The organism is Streptomyces goshikiensis (genome assembly GCF_014650555.1).
Classification (GTDB): domain Bacteria; phylum Actinomycetota; class Actinomycetes; order Streptomycetales; family Streptomycetaceae; genus Streptomyces; species Streptomyces goshikiensis.
Map to the genome: position 1 here is coordinate 547,838 of NZ_BMVE01000004.1, position 22,341 is coordinate 570,178.

Below are 22,341 nucleotides of genomic sequence, written 5' to 3' on the forward strand. Positions count from 1 at the left end.
ACGTCTGATCAGTGCATGATGACCGATCGGTCTCCGGTGCAGCGCACGGGTGCGCGCTCGCAGTAAGGGATGGCATGTCCATATTCACCGACGTGGCCCACCAGTACATAGACGGCGAATGGCTGGCCGGAACCGGTTCGTGGGACATCATCGACGTCAATCCGTACAACGGTGAGAAGCTCGCGGCCATCACCGTGGCCACCGTCGAGCAGGTGGACCAGGCCTACCGCGCCTCCGAGCGTGCCCAGAGAGAATGGGCGGCCACCAGCCCGTACACCAGACGCGAGATCCTCGAACGCGCCCTGCGGATCACCGAGGAGCGCGAGAAGGAAATCGTCGAGGCGATGATCGACGAGCTCGGCGGGACCCGTCCCAAGGCCGAGTACGAGGTCTACCTCGCCAAGGAGTTCATCCGCGAGTCGATCCAGCTGGCCGTCCGCCCCGAGGGCCGGATCCTTTCCTCGCCCGTCGCGGGCAAGGAGAACCGGGTGCAGCGCCTCCCGGTCGGCGTGATCACCGTGATCAGCCCCTTCAACTTCCCGTTCCTGGTCACCCTGAAGTCGGTCGCCCCGGCGCTGGCGCTGGGCAACGCGGTCGTGATCAAGCCGAACCAGAACGCCCCGGTGGTCGGCGGCGGGCTCATCGCCAAGATCTTCGAGGACGCCGGGCTGCCGGCCGGCCTGCTCAACGTGCTGGTCACCGACATCGCCGAGATCGGCGACGCCCTCCTGACGCACCCCGTCCCGAAGGTCATCTCCTTCGCCGGCTCCGACCGGGTCGGCCGGCACGTCGGCGAGGTCGCCGCCCGGCACTTCAAGCGGACGGTCCTGGAGCTCAGCGGCAACAGCGCGCTGGTCGTCCTGGACGACGCCGACCTCGACTACGCGGTGGACGCGGCCGTCTTCAGCCGGTTCGTCTACCAGGGCCAGGTCTGCATGGCCGCCAACCGGATCCTCGTGGACGCCTCGATCGCCGAGGAGTTCACCGAGAAGTTCATCGCGCGGGTGCGCGGCCTGAAGACCGGCGACCCGCACGAGGCCGACACCCAGATCGGCCCGCTGATCAACTCCTTCCAGGCCGACGCCCTGACCGCGCTGGTGGACCGCGCCGTCGAGGAAGGCGCGCGAGCGCTCGTACGGGGGTCTACGCGCGGCAACCTGGTGGAGCCGACCGTCCTGGCCGGCCTTCCCGAGGACTCCCCGCTGCTGGGGCAGGAGATCTTCGGCCCGGTGGCGCTGCTGGTCGTCTTCGACGGCGAGGAGGAGGCCGTACGGCTGACCAACGCGACCCCGTACGGGCTGAGCGGCGCCGTGCACACGCGGGACGTGGAGCGCGGGGTCCGGTTCGCGCAGCGCATCGAGACGGGGATGATCCACGTCAACGACTCCACCATCGGGGACGAGCCGCTGGCCGCGTTCGGCGGGGAGAAGGCCTCGGGTCTGGGCCGGCTGAACGGCGACGCGACGGTGGAGGCCTTCACCACCCAGAAGTGGATCTCGGTCCAGCACGGGCGCAGCCACTTCCCCTTCTAGTTCCGGCGCGCGGGTTCCCGGTGTCCATTGAGGACAGGAACTGACCGCAACCCTCCGTAGCGTGGTTCTCGTCAGCAGGAGAAACCCACGAAGGCGGTTGGTCAGCATGGTCACTCACGTTCCCTCCGAGTCCTACGGCGACGAGCGCGGCGCGCTCCTGTCCTTCGTGGAGGCCCAGCGCGGCGGGCTGCGCCGCTCGGTGCTCGGTCTGAGCGAGGCGCAGGCGGCGAGCCGGCCGAGCGCGAGCGAGCTGTCCCTGTCGGGGCTGCTGAAGCACGTCGCGGAGTGCGAGCTCAACTGGCTGCGGCTGGCGCAGCAGCGGCCGAACGAGCTCCAGCGCACCGAGGAGACCTGGGGTGACAGCTTCCGGCTCGTCGGCGACGAGACGGTCCCGCAGATCCTCGCCTTCTGGGACGACGTGGCCGCGCAGACGGCGGAGTTCGTGGCCGCTCTGCCCGGTCTGGACGAGACCTTCCCGCTGCCTCCGGCGCCGTGGTTCCCGAAGGACGGCAAGGTCTCGATGCGGTGGATGCTGCTGCACCTGGTGGAGGAGATCGCCCGGCACGCGGGGCACGCGGACATCGTGCGGGAGTCCCTGGACGGCAAGACGGCCTTCGAGCTGGTGGCGCAGGCCGCGGAGGCGGACGCGGGGAACGCGGCCGGGACAGCGTAGGGGCTCCGGACTTGCACCTCACGTCACGTGAGGGGCCACAGTGAAGGGCGTACCCCAACAGAGGAGCGGGAAGCGATGGGCTACTCGGTCGGCCAGGTCGCCGGATTCGCCGGAGTGACGGTGCGCACGCTGCACCACTACGACGAGATCGGGCTGCTCTCCCCGAGCGGCCGCAGCCATGCGGGTCACAGGCGGTACGACGACGCCGACCTCGACCGGCTGGGGCGGATCCTGTTCTACCGGGAGCTCGGCTTCCCGCTCGACGAGGTCGCGGTCCTGCTGAACGACCCGGACGCGGACGCGAGGGAGCACCTGCGCCGGCAGCACGCCCTCCTGTCCGGCCGGATCGCCCGGCTCCAGCGGATGGCCGAGGCCGTTGAGCACGCCATGGAGGCGCACAGAATGGGCATCAACCTCACGCCCGAGGAGAAGTTCGAGGTCTTCGGGGACTTCGACCCGGACCAGTACGCCGGGGAGGCGGAGCGGCGCTGGGGCGGCACCGACGCCTACCGGGAGTCCGCCCGGCGGGCGGCCACGTACTCCAAGGACGACTGGCAGCGGATCCAGAGCGAGATGGAGGACCTGAACCGGCGGCTCGGCGAGCTGATGGCCTCGGGCGCGGCGGCGGACTCCGCCGGGGCCATGGACCTCGCCGAGGAGCACCGGGGCTGGCTGGGCCGCAACCACTACGCGTGCCCGTACGAGATGCACACCTGCCTCGGGGAGATGTACGTCGCGGACGAGCGGTTCACGGCCTTCTACGACGCCGTGCGGCCCGGTCTGGCGGTCTTCCTGCGGGACGCGATCCTCGCCAACGCGGTCCGGGGCGTGTAGCCGGATATCCGCGTCACCGCCCGCCCACGGCCCCCACCGGGTACCTGGAACCCGGTGGGGGCCGTGGGCGTTGCTAAATTGAGGACCACCGTCGCGTCCGCCTGCCTGCCCGTGCCCGCCCGCCCGTGCCGGCCTGTGGACTTCCCCCAGACGCCCGCAGACCCCCCCGATCCAGGAGAGCCCGGAACTCGTGTACACGCTTGCGCTCGGCCCTGAGTGGCTGTCCCCGGACTATCTGATCTCGCACTTCGGCCTGATCGGCATCCTGGTCATCGTCTTCGCCGAATCGGGACTGTTCGCCTTCCTTCCCGGCGACTCCCTGCTGTTCACGGCGGGCCTGCTGGTCGCCAACGGGGAGTACATCAAGCAGCCCCTGTGGCTGGTCTGCACGCTGATCGTGGCCGCCGCGATCATCGGTGACCAGGTCGGCTACATGATCGGGAAGTTCTTCGGCCCGAAGCTCTTCAACCGTCCGAAGTCCAAGGTCTTCAAGCGGGAGAACCTGGACAAGGCGCACGAGTTCATGGACAAGCACGGCCCGAAGGCCATCGTGCTCGCCCGGTTCGTGCCGATCATCCGCACCTTCGCTCCGATGGTCGCGGGCGCCGGTTCGATGAAGTACCGCACCTTCCTGACGTACAACGTCATCGGTGGCATCGGCTGGGGCGCGGGCATCACGATCGCGGGCTACTGGCTCGGCCAGATCGAACTGATCAAGAACAACATCGAGGCGATCCTGGTCCTGATCGTCCTCATCTCCCTGATCCCGGTGATCTTCGAGGTGATGAAGGCCCGCAAGGAGTCCAAGGCGGCCGGCGGCGCCGAGGGCGGCGGTCCGGCCGAGCAGCCGCAGGCCCCGCGCGGCCGTCACGCCAAGCGCTGACGCGGCGGGCGGCGCCCCTGCCGCCCCCGCCGGGCCCCTGCGGGCCCGCCCGTACGCCCCGGAGACCCGCTGTGGTCCCCGGGGCGTTCGCGTACCCGTACCGCCCTCAGAAGCCGCGGGTCCGCTTCGCCGCGCGGCGTTTGGCGGCGCTCGTGGCGCCCGGGATGCGCATGAACAGGCGGGAGGTCTCGGACCCGAGGTTCACCCCGATCGCGATGGCCAGGGCGATGGCGGCGGCGTTGGTCAGGGAGCCGATGCCCTCGGTCAGCTTGTTCTCGGCGATCAGCAGCAGCCCGTAGTACGTGGCCGAGCCGGGCAGCAGCGGGCCGATCGCTGCCGTCACGTACGGCAGCGCGGAGGCGAACCGGTAGCGCGAGAACAGCTGCCCGAAGAGGCCGACGAGCCCGGCGGCGATGGCCGTGGAGGCGACCGGGGCGATCCCGCCCGCGTAGTGCAGGGCCCCGTACGTCACCCAGGCGACCCCGCCGTTCAGGGTCACGATCAGCACAGTGGAACGTTCCTGCTGGAGCATGATCGCGAAGGTGAAGACCAGCACCATCGACGCCGCGATCTGGATCAGCGGCCGCTCCGTGATCAGGAGGGCCTCCTCCGGATTGAGCGCGGCGCCCAGCTGGAGCCCCAGGTACAGCACCACCAGCACGCCCGTGATGATGCCGATGAAGAGGTACATGACCTCCAGCAGCCGGGCGGAAGCGGTGATGTAGAAGCCGGTCAGACCGTCCTGGACGGCCGCGACCAGGGCCCGCCCGGGCAGCAGCGCGAACAGCCCACCGGTGATCACCGCGGAGGCCCTGACGTCGATCTCGGCCAGCTTCAGTGCCACGCCGATCGCGGCGGGCGGCATCGCGGCCGCGACGAACTGGTAGAACTCCGGCAGCCCGCGGCCGGCGCACAGCCAGGCGAGCCGGTCGCCCAGGACCGCCCCGAGCGCGGCGGCGAGGAAGACGACGACGCCACCGCCGACGAGGGTGGAGGCGGCCCCGGCCAGCAGGCCGGCCGCCGCGGTCAGCATCCAGCCGGGGTACGGGTGCCGGTTGCGGCGGATCTCGGCGAGACGGCGGTAGGCCTCTTCGAGGGAGGTGTCGGTCTCGGCGTGACTGATGTCGTCCACCAGCTGGAACACGGCCGCGAGCCGGTTGTAGTCGGTACCGCGGCGGCGCACCGTCCGGTTCGCCGAGACGGGGTCGTCGACGAGGGACGGGTGGTAGGTGATCGACAGCATCGTGAAGGTGACCGTCGGCTCACAGCGGTCGAGCCCGTAGCTGCGCGCCACCGCGAACATGGCTGCCTCGACGTCCTCGGCGCCCTCGCCGCCCGCGAGCAGCAGCTCGCCGATGCGCAGGGTGAGGTCGAGGACGCGGCCCACGGCCGGCCCGCTCTCGCTGAGCCGCTGCGCGGGCTCGGGCACCGGACGGACGTCGACCGGCATCCGGAGCATGGTGCGCATGCGGTCCTGCCAGAGGGAGTCCGTCATGCGGGACACCGGCATGCCCGGGACGGGGGTGAAGGCGGGCGGCGAGTGGTGGGCGCTGTAGGTGGCGGGCGGCGCGAACGCCGATCCCTCCGGCTCGGGCAGCTGCGCCGCGAGACCGTCGGGCACGGAGAACTCCGAGGTCGGCTGGTCCTCCTCGATCGCCTCCGGCACCATTCCGGCCGGGGTCGTGAAAGCGCTGCGCGCCTCATCGGACTTCGGCTTCCGGTCCTCGGTGCCTCCGGAGCCATCGGCCTCCGTCACGCGTCCTCCCGTCCTGGTCAGCCCGGGTATCAGTATGCGGAACGTGTCCGTTTCCGGCGAAACCAAACGACAACGGGCGGCACCCCCCGCGTGAGGGGGGTACCGCCCGGGACGTCACGGGGCGGGCGGAACGTGCCGCCTACCCGGCGTCCAGCGGAGCGCGACGGCTCAGTGGTGGCCGCCCTGCGCCTCCAGGCGCTTGTACGAGGCCTCGATCTCGGCCTCGGCCTCGGTGCGGCCGACCCAGTTCGCGCCCTCGACGGACTTGCCCGGCTCCAGGTCCTTGTAGACCTCGAAGAAGTGCTGGATCTCCAGGCGGTCGAACTCCGACACGTGGTGGATGTCGCGCAGGTGCTCGACACGCGGGTCCGAGGCCGGCACGCAGAGCAGCTTGTCGTCGCCGCCCGCCTCGTCCGTCATGCGGAACATGCCGATCGCGCGGCACTTGATCAGGCAGCCCGGGAAGGTCGGCTCGTCCAGGATGACCAGCGCGTCCAGCGGGTCGCCGTCCTCACCGAGGGTGTTCTCGACGAAGCCGTAGTCGGCCGGGTAGCTGGTGGAGGTGAAGAGGCGACGGTCCAGACGGATCCGGCCGGTCTCGTGGTCCACCTCGTACTTGTTCCGCGAACCCTTGGGGATCTCGATGGTGACGTCGAACTCCACGTCCTGCTCCTCCATGATCAGCTTCATTGCTTCGAGACTGCGTTGGTTCACCTGCGTGCACGTCCGTCCCGGCCCTGCCGGGTGGGGTGCCATGCTCGCGGCAAGTCGCAGTGGTTAAGTGTCCCTCACGCATATCCGTGATCGCGAAAGGGGCTGGTCCGAGGTGCCCTTGGTCAAGACCTGGCAGCTCATCGCGGCATCGGCCGTCGCCGGCCTCGTCCTGTCGGCGGCGACGGTCTCCGTCACCGGCCCTTGGGACTCCGGCCAGCGTAAGGCCGAGCGGGACAGGGCCGCCTCCTGGAGCCGGATGGGTGGCGTAGATCACGGCTCCGGACGGCTCCCGGAGGCCGCACCCAGCGCCCCGGGGGTGCTTTCCGGCCTCGCGGCGGCCCTCCAGGCCGAAAAGCAGGCCGGGAACCCGCTGGGGGAGCAGGCCGGGCGGCAGCCGGGCACCGGCACCGGAGAGGGCACCGGCTCCGGCTCCGACGCCCTCGCCGGGGCGCTGCGGCCGCTGTTCGCCGACCCCGCGCTCGGGAGCCTGCGCAGCGCCTCCGTCATCGACACCGCCACCGGGCGGGTGCTGTACGAGGCCAAGCCGCGCGAGCCGATGACCCCCGCCTCCACCGTCAAGATCGCCACCGCGACGGCGGTACTGGCCGCTCTCGGCCCCGAGCACCGCTTCCGCACCACCGTGACCCCGGGCGCCGCGCCCGGGCAGATCATCCTGGTCGGCGGCGGCGACCCCTCGCTGACCGCGCGGAAGAAGCCGCCGGCCGGCTCCGGCGGCAGCCTCGTCGCCCTCGCCGCCGACACCGCCCAGGCGCTCAAGGCGGCCGGCACGGACAGCGTGAGCCTCGGCTACGACGACTCCCTCTACTCCGGGCCCGCCCGCCACCCGATCGGCCTCAACCCCAACGTCGCGCCGCTGAGCGCCCTGACGGCCGACGAGGGCCGCCTGAACGACTCCCTCTCGGGCCCCGCCGACCGCTCCGAGGACCCGTCCGGGGACACCGCCCGCGCCTTCGCCGACCTGCTGGCGGACCGCGGCATCAAGGTCACCGGCGCGCCCGCGAAGGCCAGGGCCGCCGCCGACGCCGAACCGCTGGCGACCACCCTGTCCACCCCGCTCGGCGGCCTCGTCGAGCGGATGCTGACCAACAGCGACAACGACATCGCCGAGGCCCTCGCCCGCCAGAGCGCCCTCGCCTCCGGGCAGCCCGGCAGCTTCGAGGGCGCCGGGAATGCCGTCGCCGCCACGCTCGCCTCCCTCGGCATCGACACCACCGGCGCCCGGTTCGCCGACGGGAGCGGCCTGGACCGCAGCGACAAGGTCAGCGCCGGCCTGCTGACCGCACTGCTCGCCAAGGCCGCCGACCCCCAGCGGCCGGAGCTGCGGCCCGTCCTGACCGGGCTGCCCGTCGCCGGGTTCAACGGCACCCTGCGGGGCCGCAACAGCGGCGGTTCCCCGGCCGCCGGCCTGGTCCGGGCCAAGACCGGCACCCTCTCGGGCGTGAACGCCCTCGCGGGCACCGTCGTGGACCCCTCCGGGCGGCTCCTCGCCTTCGCCTTCCTGGCCGCGAACACCCCGGGGCCCGAAGGCGCCGAGAAGGCCCTCGACAAGCTGGCGGCCGCCGTCGCCGGCACGCGCTGAGGGGGTCCGCGGCGGCGCCGGTCCACGTACGGTTGACGCATGACGAGCATCGGTGGTGCGGAGATGGTCGACTGGAACCTCGCGGTGGCGACGGCGACCCGGCTGGTGCGGCCGGGTCCGGAGGTCAGCCGCCACGAGGCCCGGGCCGTGGTGGCGGAGCTGCGCAGGCACGCCAAGACCTCTGAACGGCACGTGCGCGAGTACACGCGGATGGTGCCCGAGAACGCGACGGTGCAGGACACGCCCGTCCTGGTCGTCGACAGGGCCGGCTGGGTCAAGGCCAACGTGGCCGGCTTCCGGGAACTCCTGGGCCCCCTGCTCGGCAAGATGCAGGAACGCCGCGGCAGCGCCCCCGGCGGCGCCGTGCTCGGCGCGGTCGGCGGCAAGGTCACCGGCGTCGAGCTGGGCATGCTGCTCAGCTTCCTGGCCTCCCGGGTGCTCGGCCAGTACGAGACCTTCGCGCCGGCCGCCCTCGACCTGCCGGGCCCGGCCACCGGCGGGCGCCTGCTGCTCGTCGCCCCGAACATCGTGCACGTGGAGCGCGAGCTGGGCGTCGACCCGCACGACTTCCGGCTGTGGGTGTGCCTGCACGAGGAGACCCACCGCACCCAGTTCACCGCCGTGCCCTGGCTCCGGGACCACCTGGAGGGCGAGATCCAGACGTTCCTCGGCGCCACCGAGATGGACCCGATGAACGTCCTGGAGCGGCTGCGCGAGGCCGCCCAGTCCTTCGCGGGCGCCCGCCCCGCCGACGAGCACGGCGAGGACGGCCGCTCGCTGGTGGAGCTCGTGCAGACCCCCGAGCAGCGCGAGGTGCTCGGGCGGCTCACCGCCGTCATGTCCCTGCTGGAGGGGCACGCCGACTTCGTGATGGACGGCGTCGGCCCCGGGGTGGTCGCCTCGGTCGCCGAGATCCGGGAGAAGTTCCAGCAGCGCCGGGCGAGCGGCGCGGGCCGCCTCGACGCCGCCCTGCGCAAGCTGCTCGGGCTCGACGCGAAGCTGCGGCAGTACCGGGACGGGGAGCGGTTCGTACGGGCCGTCGTCGGCGAGGTGGGGATGGACGGCTTCAACCGGGTGTGGACCTCCCCGAACACACTGCCCACCAAGAGCGAGATCGCCAAGCCGTCGGACTGGGTGGCGCGCGTACACGGGAAGTGAGGCGACCGAGAGCGGCCCGCGAGGCGTAAACGTGTCCCTCTGGGGGAAGCAGCGTCACCCTTCCGAGGGACCGTGGGGCGTGGAAGGGCGTGCGATGCTCGGGGAACGGCTCGGCTCTGTCACCATCGACGCACTCTGAGTGACAACCCTCTCCCCGCGGGCGGCCCCCGCGGGGACGGCCGGGCGGGCAGCACGGCACCACGGCGGCCCGCCCGCCGAGCACGCACCACCCACCGCACACCCCGAAGCCTCCGAGGCATCCGAACTCCACCGAAGGGCACCGGACATGGGTCCCCATCCTGCGGTCGCGGCGATACGCCTGGCGGTCCGCCGCGTACTCCACGACGTCCTGACCGACCTCACCGACAGCCGCACCCCCGGCGCCGCCGCGCCGCTCGTCCTCGTCGCCTGCTCCGGCGGCGCCGACTCCATGGCGCTCGCCTCCGCCCTCGCCTTCGAGGCCCCCAAGCTCGGCATCCGGGCCGGCGGCGTCACCGTCGACCACGGCCTCCAGCCCGGCTCGGACCTGCGCGCCGCCGAGGTCGTCACCCGCATGACCGCACTCCGCCTCGACCCGGTGGAGTCCGTCGCCGTGCGCGTCGGCCGTGAGGGCGGCCCCGAGGCCGCCGCGCGCGACGCCCGCTACGGCGCCCTCGACGAGGCCGCCGACCGGCTCGGAGCCGCCGCCGTACTGCTCGGCCACACCCGGGACGACCAAGCCGAAACCGTCCTGCTGGGCCTCGCCCGCGGCTCCGGCATCCGCTCGCTGTCCGGCATGCCCGAGGTCTCGGCGGGCCCCGGCGGCCCCGGCCGCACCAACCGCTACCGGCGCCCCTTCCTCCAGGTCGACCGGCAGACCGCCCGCAAGGCCTGCATGGTCCAGTCCCTCCCCGTCTGGGACGACCCGCACAACCTCGACCCCGCCTACACCCGCTCCCGGCTGCGCCACGAGGGGCTGCCCGCCCTGGAGAAGGCCCTGGGCAAAGGGGTCGTAGAGGCCCTCGCCCGCACCGCCCAGCTCTCCCGCGACGACGCCGACGCCCTGGACTCCTGGGCCGCCGACGCCGAGGCCGGCGTACGGGACGCGGACGGCCGGCTGGAGTGCGCCAAGCTGTACGCCCTGCCCCCCGCCGTGCGCCGCCGCGTGCTGCGCCGGGCCGTGGTCGCGGCGGGTTCCCCGGCCGGTTCCCTCTTCGCCCGCCACATCGAGGAAGTCGACCGCCTCATCACCGGATGGCGCGGTCAGGGCGCCATCAACCTGCCCGGCCGGGTGGAGGCCCAGCGGCAGGGTGGCAGACTTGTCATCCGGCAGGGCTGATTGGTGCTGAAACACGGCTGAGCCCTCCGGGGGCACCCCCGGAGACCCGGCCGTCGACGAAAGTGATGCGGGTGGACGAGAAGGACATGGGCGACGACCTCCAGTCGGTGCTCATCACCAAGGAAGAGATCGACGCGAAGCTGGCCGAGCTGGCCGCGAAGATCGACGCGGAGTACGCGGGCAAGGACCTGCTCATCGTCGGCGTGCTCAAGGGCGCGGTGATGGTGATGGCGGACCTGGCGCGCGCCTTGTCCACCCCGCTCACCATGGACTGGATGGCGGTGTCCTCGTACGGCGCCGGGACCCAGTCCTCGGGCGTGGTCCGGATCCTCAAGGACCTGGACACCGACATCAAGGACAAGCACGTCCTGATCGTCGAGGACATCATCGACTCCGGTCTGACGCTGTCCTGGCTGCTGTCGAACCTGGGCTCCCGCCAGCCGGCCTCCCTGGAGGTCGTCACGCTGCTGCGCAAGCCCGACGCCGCGAAGGTCGCGATCGACGTGAAGTGGGTCGGCTTCGACATCCCCAACGAGTTCGTCGTGGGCTACGGCCTCGACTACGCGGAGAAGTACCGCAACCTGCCGTTCGTGGGCACGCTCGCCCCGCACGTGTACGGCGGCTGACACGCACCCGCGCCCTCGGGCCCCGGACGGGGAACCTGAGGGCGTCGCCCGCCGTTGAAGCATGCGAAGGCGGGTTTGTCAGCCGTCCCACGAGGCCGCGGGTGACAATTCAGGGGTACATTCCGAAGAACAGTCTTTACTCACAGCAGCATTTACCTACGGGCAGGAGGGACGGGGTGCTCAGCGCCCCGTATGGATGGACGTGAAGCGATACTTCCGTGGGCCGGTCATGTGGATCGTGCTGGCCGTCCTCGCCGTGGTCGTGTTGATGAACGTCGTCGGCTCCGGCGGCGGCTACAAGTCGGTGGAGACCAGCGAGGTCATCAAGGCGATCAACAGTGGCCAGGTGGACAGCGCCAAGCTGACCACCGGTGACAGCCAGATGATCAAGATCGAGCTGAAGAAGGGCCAGAAGCTCGGCGACAACGACGGCACCAAGTTCCAGGCCAACTACATCGGGGACCAGGGCGTCCAGCTCGCCCAGAACCTCCAGACCAAGTACGAAGCGGGTCAGATCCCGGACGGGTACACCGTCTCGCCGGACAAGGCCAGCCCGTTCCTCAGCGTGCTGCTCTCGCTCCTGCCCTTCGTCCTCATCGTCGTGGTCTTCCTGTTCCTGATGAACCAGATGCAGGGCGGCGGCTCCCGGGTCATGAACTTCGGGAAGTCCAAGGCCAAGCTCATCACCAAGGACACCCCGAAGACGACGTTCGCCGACGTCGCGGGCTCCGACGAGGCCGTCGAGGAACTCCACGAGATCAAGGAGTTCCTCCAGGAGCCGGCGAAGTTCCAGGCCGTCGGCGCCAAGATCCCCAAGGGCGTGCTGCTCTACGGCCCGCCCGGCACCGGAAAGACCCTGCTCGCGCGTGCCGTCGCGGGCGAGGCCGGTGTGCCCTTCTACTCGATCTCCGGTTCCGACTTCGTCGAGATGTTCGTCGGTGTCGGTGCCTCGCGTGTCCGTGACCTGTTCGAACAGGCCAAGGCCAACGCGCCGGCGATCGTCTTCGTCGACGAGATCGACGCCGTCGGCCGGCACCGCGGTGCGGGTCTCGGCGGCGGTCACGACGAGCGCGAGCAGACCCTCAACCAGCTGCTCGTCGAGATGGACGGCTTCGACGTGAAGGGCGGCGTCATCCTGATCGCCGCCACGAACCGTCCGGACATCCTCGACCCGGCGCTGCTGCGCCCGGGCCGTTTCGACCGGCAGATCGCGGTCGACCGTCCCGACATGCAGGGCCGTCTGGAGATCCTCAAGGTCCACCAGAAGGGCAAGCCGGTCGCGCCGGACGTCGACCTCTCGGCCGTCGCCCGCCGCACCCCCGGCTTCACGGGTGCCGATCTCTCCAACGTCCTGAACGAGGCCGCGCTGCTCACGGCCCGCTCGGACAAGAAGCTGATCGACAACCACATGCTGGACGAGGCGATCGACCGCGTCGTGGCGGGCCCGCAGAAGCGGACCCGGATCATGTCGGACCGGGAAAAGAAGATCACCGCGTACCACGAGGGCGGTCACGCCCTGGTCGCGGCGGCCTCTCCGAACTCGGACCCGGTCCACAAGATCACGATCCTGTCCCGCGGCCGGGCCCTGGGTTACACCATGGTCCTGCCCGATGAGGACAAGTACTCGACCACGCGCAACGAGATGCTCGACCAGCTGGCGTACATGCTGGGCGGGCGCGCGGCCGAGGAGCTGGTCTTCCACGACCCGACCACGGGCGCGGCGAACGACATCGAGAAGGCCACGGCGACGGCCCGCGCGATGGTCACGCAGTACGGCATGACCGAGCGTCTCGGTGCGATCAAGTTCGGCGGCGACAACACCGAGCCGTTCCTGGGCCGCGAGATGTCGCACCCGCGGGACTACTCGGAAGAGGTCGCGGCGCTGGTCGACGAAGAGGTCAAGAAGCTCATCGAGACCGCGCACAACGAGGCCTGGGAGATCCTGGTCGAGAACCGCGACGTGCTCGACAACCTCGTCCTCGCGCTGCTGGAGAAGGAGACGCTGAACAAGGAGCAGATCGCCGAGGTCTTCTCGACGATCGTGAAGCGTCCGGCCCGCCCCGCGTGGACCGGCTCCTCCCGCCGCACCCCGTCGACCCGTCCGCCGGTGCTCTCTCCCAAGGAGCTCCAGCTGACGAACTCGGCGAACGGCACCTCGGCGACCCCGCCGGCCGTGTCGGTGGAAAAGGCCCCGGAGCCCGCCCCTGAGGATCGCCCCGAGTAATCGGCGGTCGACCCCTCCGGAATGGATGCCGCGCCCCCCAGGTTCTAGCCTGGGGGGCGCGGCACTTTGGCGTGCCCGCGAGCGCGAGCGCACAGGCACACAGGAACGAGGATGAGATGACCGACCCAGTGACCCTGACCGGTGGCGAGGGCACGATCGGCGAGTTCGACGAGAAGCGCGCCGAGGCGGCAGTCCGAGAGCTCCTGATCGCGGTCGGCGAGGACCCGGACCGCGAGGGCCTCCTGGAGACCCCGGCGAGGGTCGCGCGCGCGTACAAGGAGATATTCGCCGGCCTGTACCAGCGGCCCGAGGAAGTCCTGACGACGACGTTCGACCTGGGCCACGACGAGATGGTCCTGGTCAAGGACATCGAGGTCATGTCGAACTGTGAACACCATCTGGTGCCGTTCCACGGTGTGGCCCACGTCGGCTACATCCCGTCCACCGACGGCAAGATCACCGGGCTGTCGAAGCTGGCCCGCCTCGTGGACGTGTTCGCCCGCCGTCCGCAGGTGCAGGAGCGGCTGACGACGCAGATAGCCGACTCCCTCATGGAGATCCTGGATCCGCGCGGGGTCATCGTGGTCATCGAGTGCGAGCACATGTGCATGACCATGCGCGGCGTCCGCAAGCCGGGCGCGAAGACCATCACCTCGGCCGTCCGCGGCCAGCTCCGCGACCCCGCGACGCGCAACGAGGCCATGAGCCTGATCATGGCCCGCTAGCGTCCGCGGCGGGGGAGCACCCCGCGATGTCCGTGGTCCGAAGCCGGCCCCCGGAGGGGGCCGGTCAGGCGTGGGACGGGGATTCGGTGGCGGTGTCGTCGTCCTCGGGGAGCTTGAGGACGTGTTCCAGGAAGAGGGCGGCGGCGATGACCGCGGCGCCCGCCAGGACCGAGGCACCGGCGTACCAGGTCTGGTCGCGGCGGGCCGGGACGTCGAGGGCGTCGGTGAACAGGAAGACGCCCACGCCGCCGTACATGCCCGCCACCAGGGCCGCGACCAGCGCGCTGGCCTGGCCGAAGACGACCGCGCGGGCCGCCATCAGCGGCTCGACGCCCTTGGCGCCCGGGCGCCGCTCGCGCTGCGCCTTGAGGCGGCCGCGCAGGGACAGCGCCGTGGCGAGCAGCACCACCGCGATGACGGCCAGGACGATCGGCGCGGCCAGTGGGACGCCCGGCAGGGTGCCGTAGGCGTTCCACAGGCGGGCGCCGGCCCAGGACAGGACCCCGGCGACCAAGAAGATGCCCGCCAGGACCGCCGGCCTCAGTTGCTTCACGTGCCCGTTCCCCGCTTTCTGAGCCGATTCGTCAGCAGTGAACAGGCTAACGACTACTCGGGGAGGTGGAGTTCCAGGTCGGGGCGCGCGGTCACGCCCGTCAGGCCGACGTCGGCCAGGAGCTCGGCGATCGGGCCGTGGCCGGGGATCTGCGCCTCGGCGTCGATGTCGTGCCACGGGGCCAGGACGAAGGCCCGCTGGTGGGCCCTGGGGTGCGGCAGGGTGAGGGTGGGGTCGTCGGAGACCACCTCGGCGTACGAGACGATGTCGACGTCGATGGTGCGGGGGCCCCAGCGCTCCTCGCGGACGCGGTCGAAGGCCTCCTCGATCGCGTGCCCGCGCTCCAGCAGCGAGGACGGCGGCAGGGTCGTCTTCAGCGCGATGACCGCGTTGAGGTACGAGGGCTGCGAGCCGGGCTCGATGCCCCAGGGCTCGGTCTCGTAGACGGGGGAGACGGCCTTGACCCGCAGGCCGGGCGTGTCACCGAGGGCGTCGATGGCGCCCTGGAGGGTCTCCAGGCGGTTGCCGAGGTTCGAGCCGAGCGCGATGACGGCCCACCTCGGGTTGGACAGGGTGACGTCCGCCGCGTCGACCGTCTCGACGACGGACGCCGGTACCGGCTGGACGGTGGGGTCGCTCTGGGCGTTCAGTCCGTGATTCACGCGCGGCTCCGGGTGATCGTGATGGTCACGTCGTCGAAGGGAACGGTGATGGGCGCGTCCGGCTTGTGGACGACGACCTCCACCTGTGCCACGGCGTCGTGCTTGAGGCACTGCTGGGCGATCCGCTCGGCAAGGGTCTCGATGAGGTCGACGGGCTCGCCTTGGACCACGTCGACGACTTCCTCGGCCACGACCCCGTAGTGCACGGTCTTGGCCAGGTCGTCCCCGGCCGCCGCGGGGCGGGTGTCGAGGTGCAGCACCAGGTCGACTATGAAGGTCTGGCCTTCCTCGCGTTCCCTGGGGAAGACGCCGTGGTGCCCGCGAGCCTTGAGGCCGCGCAGCGCGACACGATCCACGCGAATCACTCCTGTTTCGTAGGTTCTTCCGGTCCCGGGACTCCCGGGGCCATAGGCCTACGCCGAGTGCGGTCGGCGTCGTCCACCTTCGAATTTACCCGCGATATACCCCGCCTCCCGCGCGAGGGGTCAGTCCGTGTCCTCTTCGTCCTCTTCTTCGGAGTCCGTGAGCACCGGGGAACCGTGGTGGGACCAGAGCAGCCAGCCCTGCGGTGTGCGACGGAACACATTTGTCGCGACGACCAGCTGGCCGACCAGCGGGCCGAGTTCCCCGCCGTCCTCGGCGGGTCCCCCGCTGAGGATGTTCTCCGTACACGTGACGAGGGCGGTGTCGCCTATGACGGCCACCTTGGTGTCGGTGAGGAAGAACTGGATGTACTCCGTGTGGGACATGATCAGCGCGTAGGAGCGCAGCACCTCGCCGCGGCCCGAGAGCACCGGCCAGCCCGGGTGCACGCAGGAGATCTCGTCTTCGAGCCAGAGCGCCGACAGTCCGTCGAAGTCCCCCCGCTCCATGGCCTCGTAGAAGGCCGTATTGGCCTCTTCGACGGCTTCGATGTCGGTACGGCTCACCGTGCCCCTTTCCTGCCTGTACGGATGCTGCTGCGGGTGCCGGCCCGGACGCGTGTCCGGATCACAGAGCCCCTTCCACGGCGCGGGCCACCCGAACCGCGTCGGCGGTCGCCCGTACCTCGTGGACCCGTACGGCCCAGGCGCCCTGGTACGCGGCGAGGGCGGAGACGGCGGCCGTGGCGGCGTCCCGCTCGCGGGCGGGCGGCGGGGCGGCGTCGGCGGCGCCGGCCAGGACGCGGCCGAGGAAACGCTTCCGCGAGGCGGCGACCAGCAGCGGGAAGCCGAGCGCGCGCAGCTCGGCGAGGTGGGCGACGAGGGCCAGGTCGTGCTCGGCGTTCTTGGCGAAGCCGAGGCCGGGGTCGACGAGGAGCCGCTCGGGGGCGATGCCGCCGGATATGACGGCGTCGACGCGGGCGCGGAGTTCGGCGGTGACCTCGGCGAGGACGTCGTCGTAGACGGCGAGGCTGTTCATGTTGTCGCTGAAGCCGCGCCAGTGCATGACCACGAAGGGCACCTCGGCGGCCGCGACGGCCGGGATCATGCCGGGGTCGGCGAGGCCGCCGCTGACGTCGTTGACCAGGGCCGCGCCGGCGGCGACGGCCTGCGCGGCGACGGAGGCGCGCATGGTGTCGACGGAGACGACGACGCCCTCGGAGGCGAGGCCGCGCACGACGGGGACGACCCGGCGCAGCTCTTCCTCCTCGTCGACGCGGGGGGCGCCGGGGCGGGTGGACTCACCGCCGACGTCGATGAGGTCGGCGCCCTCGGCGACGAGGTCGAGACCGCGCTTGACGGCCGCCGTGGTGTCGAACCAGCGGCCGCCGTCGGAGAAGGAGTCGGGGGTGACGTTGACGACCCCCATGACCCCGCAGCGGTCCCACTCCGGCAGACCTGTGACCCGGCCCCTGTCGGTGGCCGCGCGGTGCGTGTTCATGGTCCCAGGGTAGAGCCGGTGCCCGGCGCGGCCGGTACGCGAGGACCGGCCCGGCGCCCTGGCCAGGCGCGACGCGGGCGGGGGCGGCCGCAGGCGGGGCGGGGTGGCCGCCGGACGCGGAGGAGGCCGGGGCTCGTGCGAGCCCCGGCCTCCTCCACGCCCCGCGCCCCGGCGGGTCAGGCGGCGGCGACCTCGCGGTCCGACGGGGACGGGACGGCGCTCACGTGCGTGTGGGCGCAGGTACGGACCGGCTTGGGCCGGCGGCGGCTCGCGAACAGGCGCGGCAGCGCCAGCGTCACGAAGCCCTCGGCCTGCATCGCGGCGAAGCCGATGCGGGGCAGGTCACGGGTGGTGCGGAAGACCACGAAGCGGGGCTCCCAGCGGGGCTTGAACTTCGCGTTGAACTTGTACAGCGATTCGATCTGGAACCAGCGCGAGAGGAACACCAGCAGGCTGCGCCACATCCGCAGCACGGGGCCGGCGCCGATCTTCTCGCCGCGGGCGAGGGCCGAGCGGAACATCGCGAAGTTCAGCGAGACCTTCTCGATGCCCAGGGACGGCGACGCCTCCAGCGAGGCGACGATCAGCAGCTCGTTCATGCCGGGGTCGGCGGCGCGGTCGCGGCGCATCAGCTCCAGCGACATGCCGTCCTTGCCCCACGGGACGAAGTGCAGGACGGCCTTGAGGTCGCCGAACGGCGAGGTGTCGCCCTCCTCCACCCGGTGCGCGGTGGCGATGAAGCAGTCGCCGTCGCCCGGGTCGCCGACCCGGCCGAGCGCCATGGAGAACCCGCGCTCGGTGTCGGTGCCGCGCCACGCCGCGGCGGCGCCGCGCACCTGCTCCAGCTCGGTGTCGGTCAGCTCGCTGACCCGGCGGACCTTGGTGGTGTAGCCGTTGCGCTCGATGCGCTTCACCATTTGGCGGACATTGCGCATGGCGCGGCCCGAGAGGGAGAAGTCTTTGACATCGACAATCGCCTCGTCACCCAGCTCCAGGGCGTCCAGCCCCGTCTCGCGGGTCCAGACCTCGCCGCCGGTCTCGCTGCAGCCCATGACGGCCGGGGTCCAGGAGTGGGCCTTGGCCTCCTCCATGAACCGCTCGATGGCGCCGGGCCAGGCCTCGACGTCGCCGATCGGGTCGCCGGAGGCGAGCATCACGCCGGAGACGACGCGGTAGGTGACGGCCGCCTTGCCGCTGGGGGAGAAGACGACGGCCTTGTCGCGGCGGAGCGCGAAGTGGCCGAGGGAGTCGCGGCCGCCGTGGCGGGCCAGCAGCTCGCGCAGCTTGACCTCGTCGTCGGCGGTGAGCCGCGCGGCCGGGTGCTCGGGGCGGAACGCCAGGTAGATCGTGGTGAGCGCGGTCAGCATGCCGAGGGCGCCGAGCGAGTAGCCGACGATCCAGGAGACCCGGCCGGCGTAGTCGACGGGTCCCTCGAAGCCGAAGAGCCCGTAGACGACGTGGCTGATCTGCTCGTAGATGCCGGGGTTGCCGACGACCTTGCCCGGGTGGGAGTTGACGATCACCAGGCCGAGGCCGATGGACCCGGCGCTCATCAGGACGAAGTTCGCGAGCGCCTTCCAGCGGCTGCGCGGGTCCGGCAGCGCCTTGAATTCACCCTGGTGGCGCAGCAGCAGCGCGAGGAGCACCGCCGCGATGACCACGCCGATGACCGAGTGCCGGTACGTGAACTGCGCCACGGCGCCGGCGGGCAGCAGCACCACGGCCGCGCGCCAGGCCCGCCGCTTGCGGCGCTTGAGGCCGTGCGCGAGCAGCAGCAGCAGGACGCCCGCGCTCAGCGCGAGGGCCGCCGCGAAGGGGCCGAGGGATCCGGGCAGCACCTCGGTGACCGCGTGGATCCTGCTGTGCCTGAACCGCGGGAACACCCCTGCCGCGATGTCCAGGAGACCGACGACCGTGACGGCCATCCCCACCAGGCCGGGCACCGTCTCCGGTCGTGGTCCGCGCAAGATTCGCCCGGCCCGACTCGGAACCTGTCCGGACTTATCGCCATCTATCCTGCTAGACATCGCTTCCCGTTGCTCCGCGAGAGATCATGTGGCCGAAGGCCGCGACAGCCTCCGGAGTGTGGTGCGTCCCTTAGGACGACATCGGAGGGGAGCGGGTTCACTCTTCCGCCGAGAAAAACTCGTCCTGCCATCAGAAAGACGACTGACTGCTCATGGGTCTCACCAGTAATACGGTTCTGGCGCTGGCCATCGTCGCCGGTGTGCTGCTGTTCGCGGCCACGGTCTGGTTCTGGCCAAAGCTTTCCGGCCGCACCTGGCGTGCCCTCGTCGGCCGGATCGGCCTCCTGCTGGTGACCCAGCTGGCGCTCTTCTCGGCCGTCGGTCTCGCGGCTAACAAGTCGTTCCTCTTCTATGGATCCTGGGCCGACCTGTTCGGTCAGGAGACGTCGATGGGCAAGGTCGTCGACCACTCGATGAGCAGCGAGGACATCAAGGTCGTCGACAAGCAGAAGCTGGACGTGCCCGGTGGCGGCAAGCCGCAGGTCGGCGGACAGATCCTGAAGATTGCCATAACCGGGCAGAAGTCGAAGATAACGAGCCCCGGCTACGTGTGGCTGCCGCCGGAGTACTTCCAGCCCCAGCACAAGGACAAGAACTTCCCCGCGGCCGTCGTCCTGACGGGGTACCCGGGCACCGCCGAGAACCTGATCAAAGGGCTGAACTACCCGATGACGGCCTTCAAGCAGGCCAAGGCGGGCAAGATGAAGCCGATGATCCTGGTGATGCTGCGGCCGACCGTCGCGCCGCCGCGCGACACCGAGTGCGTGGACATACCCGATGGCCCGCAGACCGAGACGTTCTTCGGGCAGGACCTGCCGAAGGCCATCCAGAGCACCTTCCGGGTCGGTGACAAGCCGCAGAACATGGGCTTCATCGGCAACTCCACCGGCGGCTACTGCGCCCTGAAGATCGCCACGCACTACCCGCAGACCTTCGGCGCCGCCGCCGGCCTGTCCGCGTACTACGAGGCCCCGGACGACCCGACCACCGGAAATCTGTTCCACGGGGACGAGAAGCTGAAGAAGCGTGCCGACGTCCTGCACAGCGTCGCGAACAAGAAGCCGAGCGGTACGTCGTTCCTCGTCACCAGCAGCCAGAAGGGCGAGCCGAACCTCGGCGACACCAAGAAGTTCATCAAGAAGGTCAAGGGCCCGGACCGGGTGTCCTCGATCATCCTCGACAGCGGCGGCCACAACTTCAACACCTGGCGCCGCGAGATCGCCCCGATGCTGGTGTGGATGAGCGGCCGCATCCAGGCCTGACCGCCGGCGCCCCTGCGGCGCCGTACCTACGCCTCCTGCAGCTGGGCCCGGCGCAGCGCCCGGTGCACCCCCTCCGGGGTGAGTACGCCGACCAGCGCGCCGGTGTCCGGATCCTTGACCCCGATCCGGCCGGAGTCCTCCCGCAGCAGCAGCGCGAGCGCCTCGCGCAGACTCGCCCCCAGCGCCACTTCGGCGGTGGGGGCCTTTCCGTCCGCCGCCTCCACGTCGGCCGGCGCCACCGCGGTGACCGCGAGGTGCTTGAGCCCCCGGTCCGCGCCGACGAACCCCGCGACGTACTCGGTGGCCGGCGCGGCCAGCACCGCCGCCGGGCGGGCGAACTGCTCGATGGTGCCGTTCCCGTAGACGGCGATGCGGTCGCCGAGCCGGATGGCCTCCTCCAGGTCGTGCGTGACGAGCAGGATCGTCTTGCGCACCGTCTTCTGGAGGGTGAGGAACTCGTTCTGGAGGCGTTCGCGGACCACCGGGTCCACCGCCCCGAACGGTTCGTCCATCAGCAGCACCGGCGGGTCCGCGGCGAGCGCGCGGGCCACGCCGACGCGCTGGCGCTGCCCGCCGGACAGCTGCTCCGGGTACCGGCCCCCGTAGACGGCCGGGTCCAGGCCGACGAGTTCGAGCAGCTCGGCCGCCCGCGCGCGGGCCTTGGCCTTGGGGGTGCCGATCAGCTGCGGGACGGTCGCCGTGTTCTCCAGCACCGTCTTGTGGGGGAACAGCCCGACCTGCTGGATCACGTACCCGATGCGGCGGCGCAGCTCGACCGGATCGGCGGCGGCGATGTCCTCGCCGCCGAGGAGGATCCGCCCGGAGGTCGGCTCGATCAGCCGGTTGACCATCTTCATCGTGGTCGTCTTGCCGCAGCCGGACGGGCCCACGAGCGTGACCAGCTCACCCTCGGCGACCTCGAAGTCCAGGTCCTCGACGGCGGTCGTCCCATCGGGGTAGCGCTTGGTCACATGCTCGAATCGGATCACAGCCCCACTCTTTCACCAGTTTTGTAAAGGCAGTGTTGCCCCCCTGCGAAGGATTCAGGCCAATGTCGGTGCCGGGGGTTAGGGTCGGGTTCGATCGCGAGTTTTTCGTGCAGACGTATGTTCGGTGACAGGGGGTGAGGGGCATGGCGGGGCAAAGCTGCCTGGTGGCGAACGACTGGATCTGCTGGGAGTACGTCACCTCCCGCTCCCGGGAACTCACCGACGCCACCGTCGAGCATGTCTGGATCACGGGCATATCGGTGCTGATCGGCCTGATCGTGGCGGTCCCGCTCGCGCTGCTGGCCCGCCGCGGCCGCCGCTGGGCGGCCCCCGTGCTGGGCCTGACCACCCTGCTCTACACGATTCCCTCGCTCGCCATGTTCTCGCTGCTGCTGCCGCTGTTCGGCCTGTCGGCGTCGCTGGTGGTGACCGGGCTGGTGCTCTACTCGCTGACCATCCTGGTCCGCAATGTGCTGGCCGGCCTGGAGGCGGTCCCCGAGGACGTACGGGAGGCCGCGCGCGGCATGGGGTACGGGCCCCGGCGGCTGCTGTGGCAGGTGGAGATGCCGCTGGCGCTGCCCTCGGTGCTCGCCGGGATCCGGATCGCCACCGTCTCCACGATCGCGCTGACCACCATCGGCTCCATCGTCGGCAAGGGCGGCCTGGGGAACCTGATCGCCCCCGCCGTGAGCAGTTCCTTCAAGGCCCAGGTGCTCACCGCCTCGGTGCTGTGCGTGCTGCTCGCGCTGGCCGCGGACCTGCTGCTGCTCGGCGTGGAGCGGCTGCTCACCCCGTGGACGCGGGCGACGCGCGCGCCGCGGCGCGCGGGCCGGGTGGCGGGCCGGGCTGCGGACAGGGCTGCGGACCCGGCGCGGGCCGGGGCGGCGGTCGCGTCCGGCGCGTCCGGCGCGTCCGGCGCGTCCGGCAAGGGGGCTTGAGGGC

At 71.1% G+C, this 22,341-nt stretch carries 20 protein-coding genes and 1 pseudogene; 12 read left to right on the forward strand and 9 right to left on the reverse strand.

The window, feature by feature from the left end; all coding sequences use genetic code 11:
• Positions 1–74: 74 nt before the first annotated feature.
• From IE248_RS15825 to IE248_RS15840, 4 genes and pseudogenes are all read left to right on the forward strand, one after another.
• Positions 75–1,532, forward strand: a complete 1,458-nt coding sequence (locus IE248_RS15825; protein ID WP_008742527.1) for an aldehyde dehydrogenase family protein — start codon at positions 75–77, stop codon at positions 1,530–1,532.
• A 106-nt stretch (positions 1,533–1,638) separates the two neighbouring features.
• Positions 1,639–2,205, forward strand: a complete 567-nt coding sequence (locus IE248_RS15830; protein WP_190031002.1) for a DinB family protein — start codon at positions 1,639–1,641, stop codon at positions 2,203–2,205.
• Between the two features lie 75 nt (positions 2,206–2,280).
• The gene (locus tag IE248_RS15835; RefSeq protein WP_100581120.1) at positions 2,281–3,039 is read left to right on the forward strand and encodes a MerR family transcriptional regulator; all 759 of its coding nucleotides are present in this window, start codon (positions 2,281–2,283) and stop codon (positions 3,037–3,039) included.
• Positions 3,040–3,229: 190 nt separating this feature from the next.
• Positions 3,230–3,901 (forward strand): annotated as a pseudogene (locus IE248_RS15840) (VTT domain-containing protein); the annotation flags it as partial.
• Positions 3,902–4,028: 127 nt separating this feature from the next.
• Here IE248_RS15840 and IE248_RS15845 read toward each other — a convergent pair.
• Together IE248_RS15845 and IE248_RS15850 are read right to left on the reverse strand one after the other, a co-directional pair.
• Positions 4,029–5,678 (reverse strand): threonine/serine exporter family protein, encoded by a 1,650-nt coding sequence (locus IE248_RS15845; RefSeq protein WP_073797941.1) that lies wholly within the window; start codon positions 5,676–5,678, stop codon positions 4,029–4,031.
• Positions 5,679–5,846: 168 nt separating this feature from the next.
• Positions 5,847–6,341, reverse strand: a complete 495-nt coding sequence (locus tag IE248_RS15850; protein WP_008742522.1) for an inorganic diphosphatase — start codon at positions 6,339–6,341, stop codon at positions 5,847–5,849.
• A 163-nt stretch (positions 6,342–6,504) separates the two neighbouring features.
• Between IE248_RS15850 and dacB the strand changes: the two genes are divergently transcribed.
• The 6 genes from dacB to folE all read left to right on the forward strand — a co-directional run bounded on the left by dacB (position 6,505) and on the right by folE (position 14,043).
• Positions 6,505–7,992 carry a D-alanyl-D-alanine carboxypeptidase/D-alanyl-D-alanine endopeptidase gene (gene dacB / locus IE248_RS15855; RefSeq protein WP_190031003.1) on the forward strand — a complete coding sequence of 496 codons (1,488 nt, stop codon included), beginning with the start codon at positions 6,505–6,507 and terminating at the stop codon, positions 7,990–7,992.
• Positions 7,993–8,031: 39 nt separating this feature from the next.
• Positions 8,032–9,150: an Rv3626c family coenzyme F420 biosynthesis-associated protein gene (locus IE248_RS15860; protein WP_190031004.1), complete on the forward strand. Its 1,119-nt coding sequence runs from the start codon at positions 8,032–8,034 to the stop codon at positions 9,148–9,150.
• Between the two features lie 286 nt (positions 9,151–9,436).
• Positions 9,437–10,468, forward strand: coding sequence for a tRNA lysidine(34) synthetase TilS (gene tilS / locus IE248_RS15865; RefSeq protein WP_073774283.1), 1,032 nt, complete (start codon positions 9,437–9,439; stop codon positions 10,466–10,468).
• A 65-nt stretch (positions 10,469–10,533) separates the two neighbouring features.
• On the forward strand, positions 10,534–11,094 hold the full coding sequence (gene hpt, locus IE248_RS15870) for a hypoxanthine phosphoribosyltransferase (RefSeq protein ID WP_037794157.1): 561 nt from the start codon (positions 10,534–10,536) through the stop codon (positions 11,092–11,094).
• Positions 11,095–11,290: 196 nt separating this feature from the next.
• On the forward strand, positions 11,291–13,318 hold the full coding sequence (gene ftsH / locus IE248_RS15875) for an ATP-dependent zinc metalloprotease FtsH (protein ID WP_190031005.1): 2,028 nt from the start codon (positions 11,291–11,293) through the stop codon (positions 13,316–13,318).
• 116 nt (positions 13,319–13,434) lie between these two features.
• On the forward strand, positions 13,435–14,043 hold the full coding sequence (gene folE, locus IE248_RS15880) for a GTP cyclohydrolase I FolE (protein WP_073797943.1): 609 nt from the start codon (positions 13,435–13,437) through the stop codon (positions 14,041–14,043).
• A 64-nt stretch (positions 14,044–14,107) separates the two neighbouring features.
• Here the strand turns inward: folE and IE248_RS15885 are convergent, their stop codons facing one another.
• From IE248_RS15885 to IE248_RS15910, 6 genes are all read right to left on the reverse strand, one after another.
• The gene (locus IE248_RS15885; protein WP_008742514.1) at positions 14,108–14,596 is read right to left on the reverse strand and encodes a DUF3180 domain-containing protein; all 489 of its coding nucleotides are present in this window, start codon (positions 14,594–14,596) and stop codon (positions 14,108–14,110) included.
• A gap of 53 nt (positions 14,597–14,649) precedes the next feature.
• A complete protein-coding gene (gene folK, locus IE248_RS15890; RefSeq protein WP_229895340.1) occupies positions 14,650–15,258 on the reverse strand; it encodes a 2-amino-4-hydroxy-6-hydroxymethyldihydropteridine diphosphokinase in 609 nt (202 codons plus the stop codon).
• Complete coding sequence (folB, locus tag IE248_RS15895) at positions 15,255–15,614, reverse strand: dihydroneopterin aldolase (RefSeq protein WP_037794153.1); 360 nt, start codon at positions 15,612–15,614, stop codon at positions 15,255–15,257. Before folB ends, folK begins: the two co-directional genes overlap by 4 nt.
• Before the next feature lie 129 nt (positions 15,615–15,743).
• Positions 15,744–16,187, reverse strand: a complete 444-nt coding sequence (locus tag IE248_RS15900) for a nuclear transport factor 2 family protein (protein ID WP_008742512.1) — start codon at positions 16,185–16,187, stop codon at positions 15,744–15,746.
• A 61-nt stretch (positions 16,188–16,248) separates the two neighbouring features.
• On the reverse strand, positions 16,249–17,121 hold the full coding sequence (gene folP, locus IE248_RS15905) for a dihydropteroate synthase (RefSeq protein WP_008742511.1): 873 nt from the start codon (positions 17,119–17,121) through the stop codon (positions 16,249–16,251).
• Positions 17,122–17,297: 176 nt separating this feature from the next.
• The gene (locus tag IE248_RS15910; RefSeq protein ID WP_008742509.1) at positions 17,298–19,148 is read right to left on the reverse strand and encodes a phosphatidylglycerol lysyltransferase domain-containing protein; all 1,851 of its coding nucleotides are present in this window, start codon (positions 19,146–19,148) and stop codon (positions 17,298–17,300) included.
• A gap of 152 nt (positions 19,149–19,300) precedes the next feature.
• Here IE248_RS15910 and IE248_RS15915 point away from each other — a divergent pair, with 152 nt between their 5' ends.
• The gene (locus IE248_RS15915; protein ID WP_073797944.1) at positions 19,301–20,410 is read left to right on the forward strand and encodes an alpha/beta hydrolase; all 1,110 of its coding nucleotides are present in this window, start codon (positions 19,301–19,303) and stop codon (positions 20,408–20,410) included.
• Between the two features lie 26 nt (positions 20,411–20,436).
• Here the strand turns inward: IE248_RS15915 and IE248_RS15920 are convergent, their stop codons facing one another.
• Positions 20,437–21,399, reverse strand: coding sequence for an ABC transporter ATP-binding protein (locus tag IE248_RS15920; protein ID WP_008742507.1), 963 nt, complete (start codon positions 21,397–21,399; stop codon positions 20,437–20,439).
• A gap of 143 nt (positions 21,400–21,542) precedes the next feature.
• Between IE248_RS15920 and IE248_RS15925 the strand changes: the two genes are divergently transcribed.
• Positions 21,543–22,337 (forward strand): ABC transporter permease, encoded by a 795-nt coding sequence (locus IE248_RS15925; RefSeq protein WP_190031006.1) that lies wholly within the window; start codon positions 21,543–21,545, stop codon positions 22,335–22,337.
• Positions 22,338–22,341 lie beyond the last annotated feature (4 nt).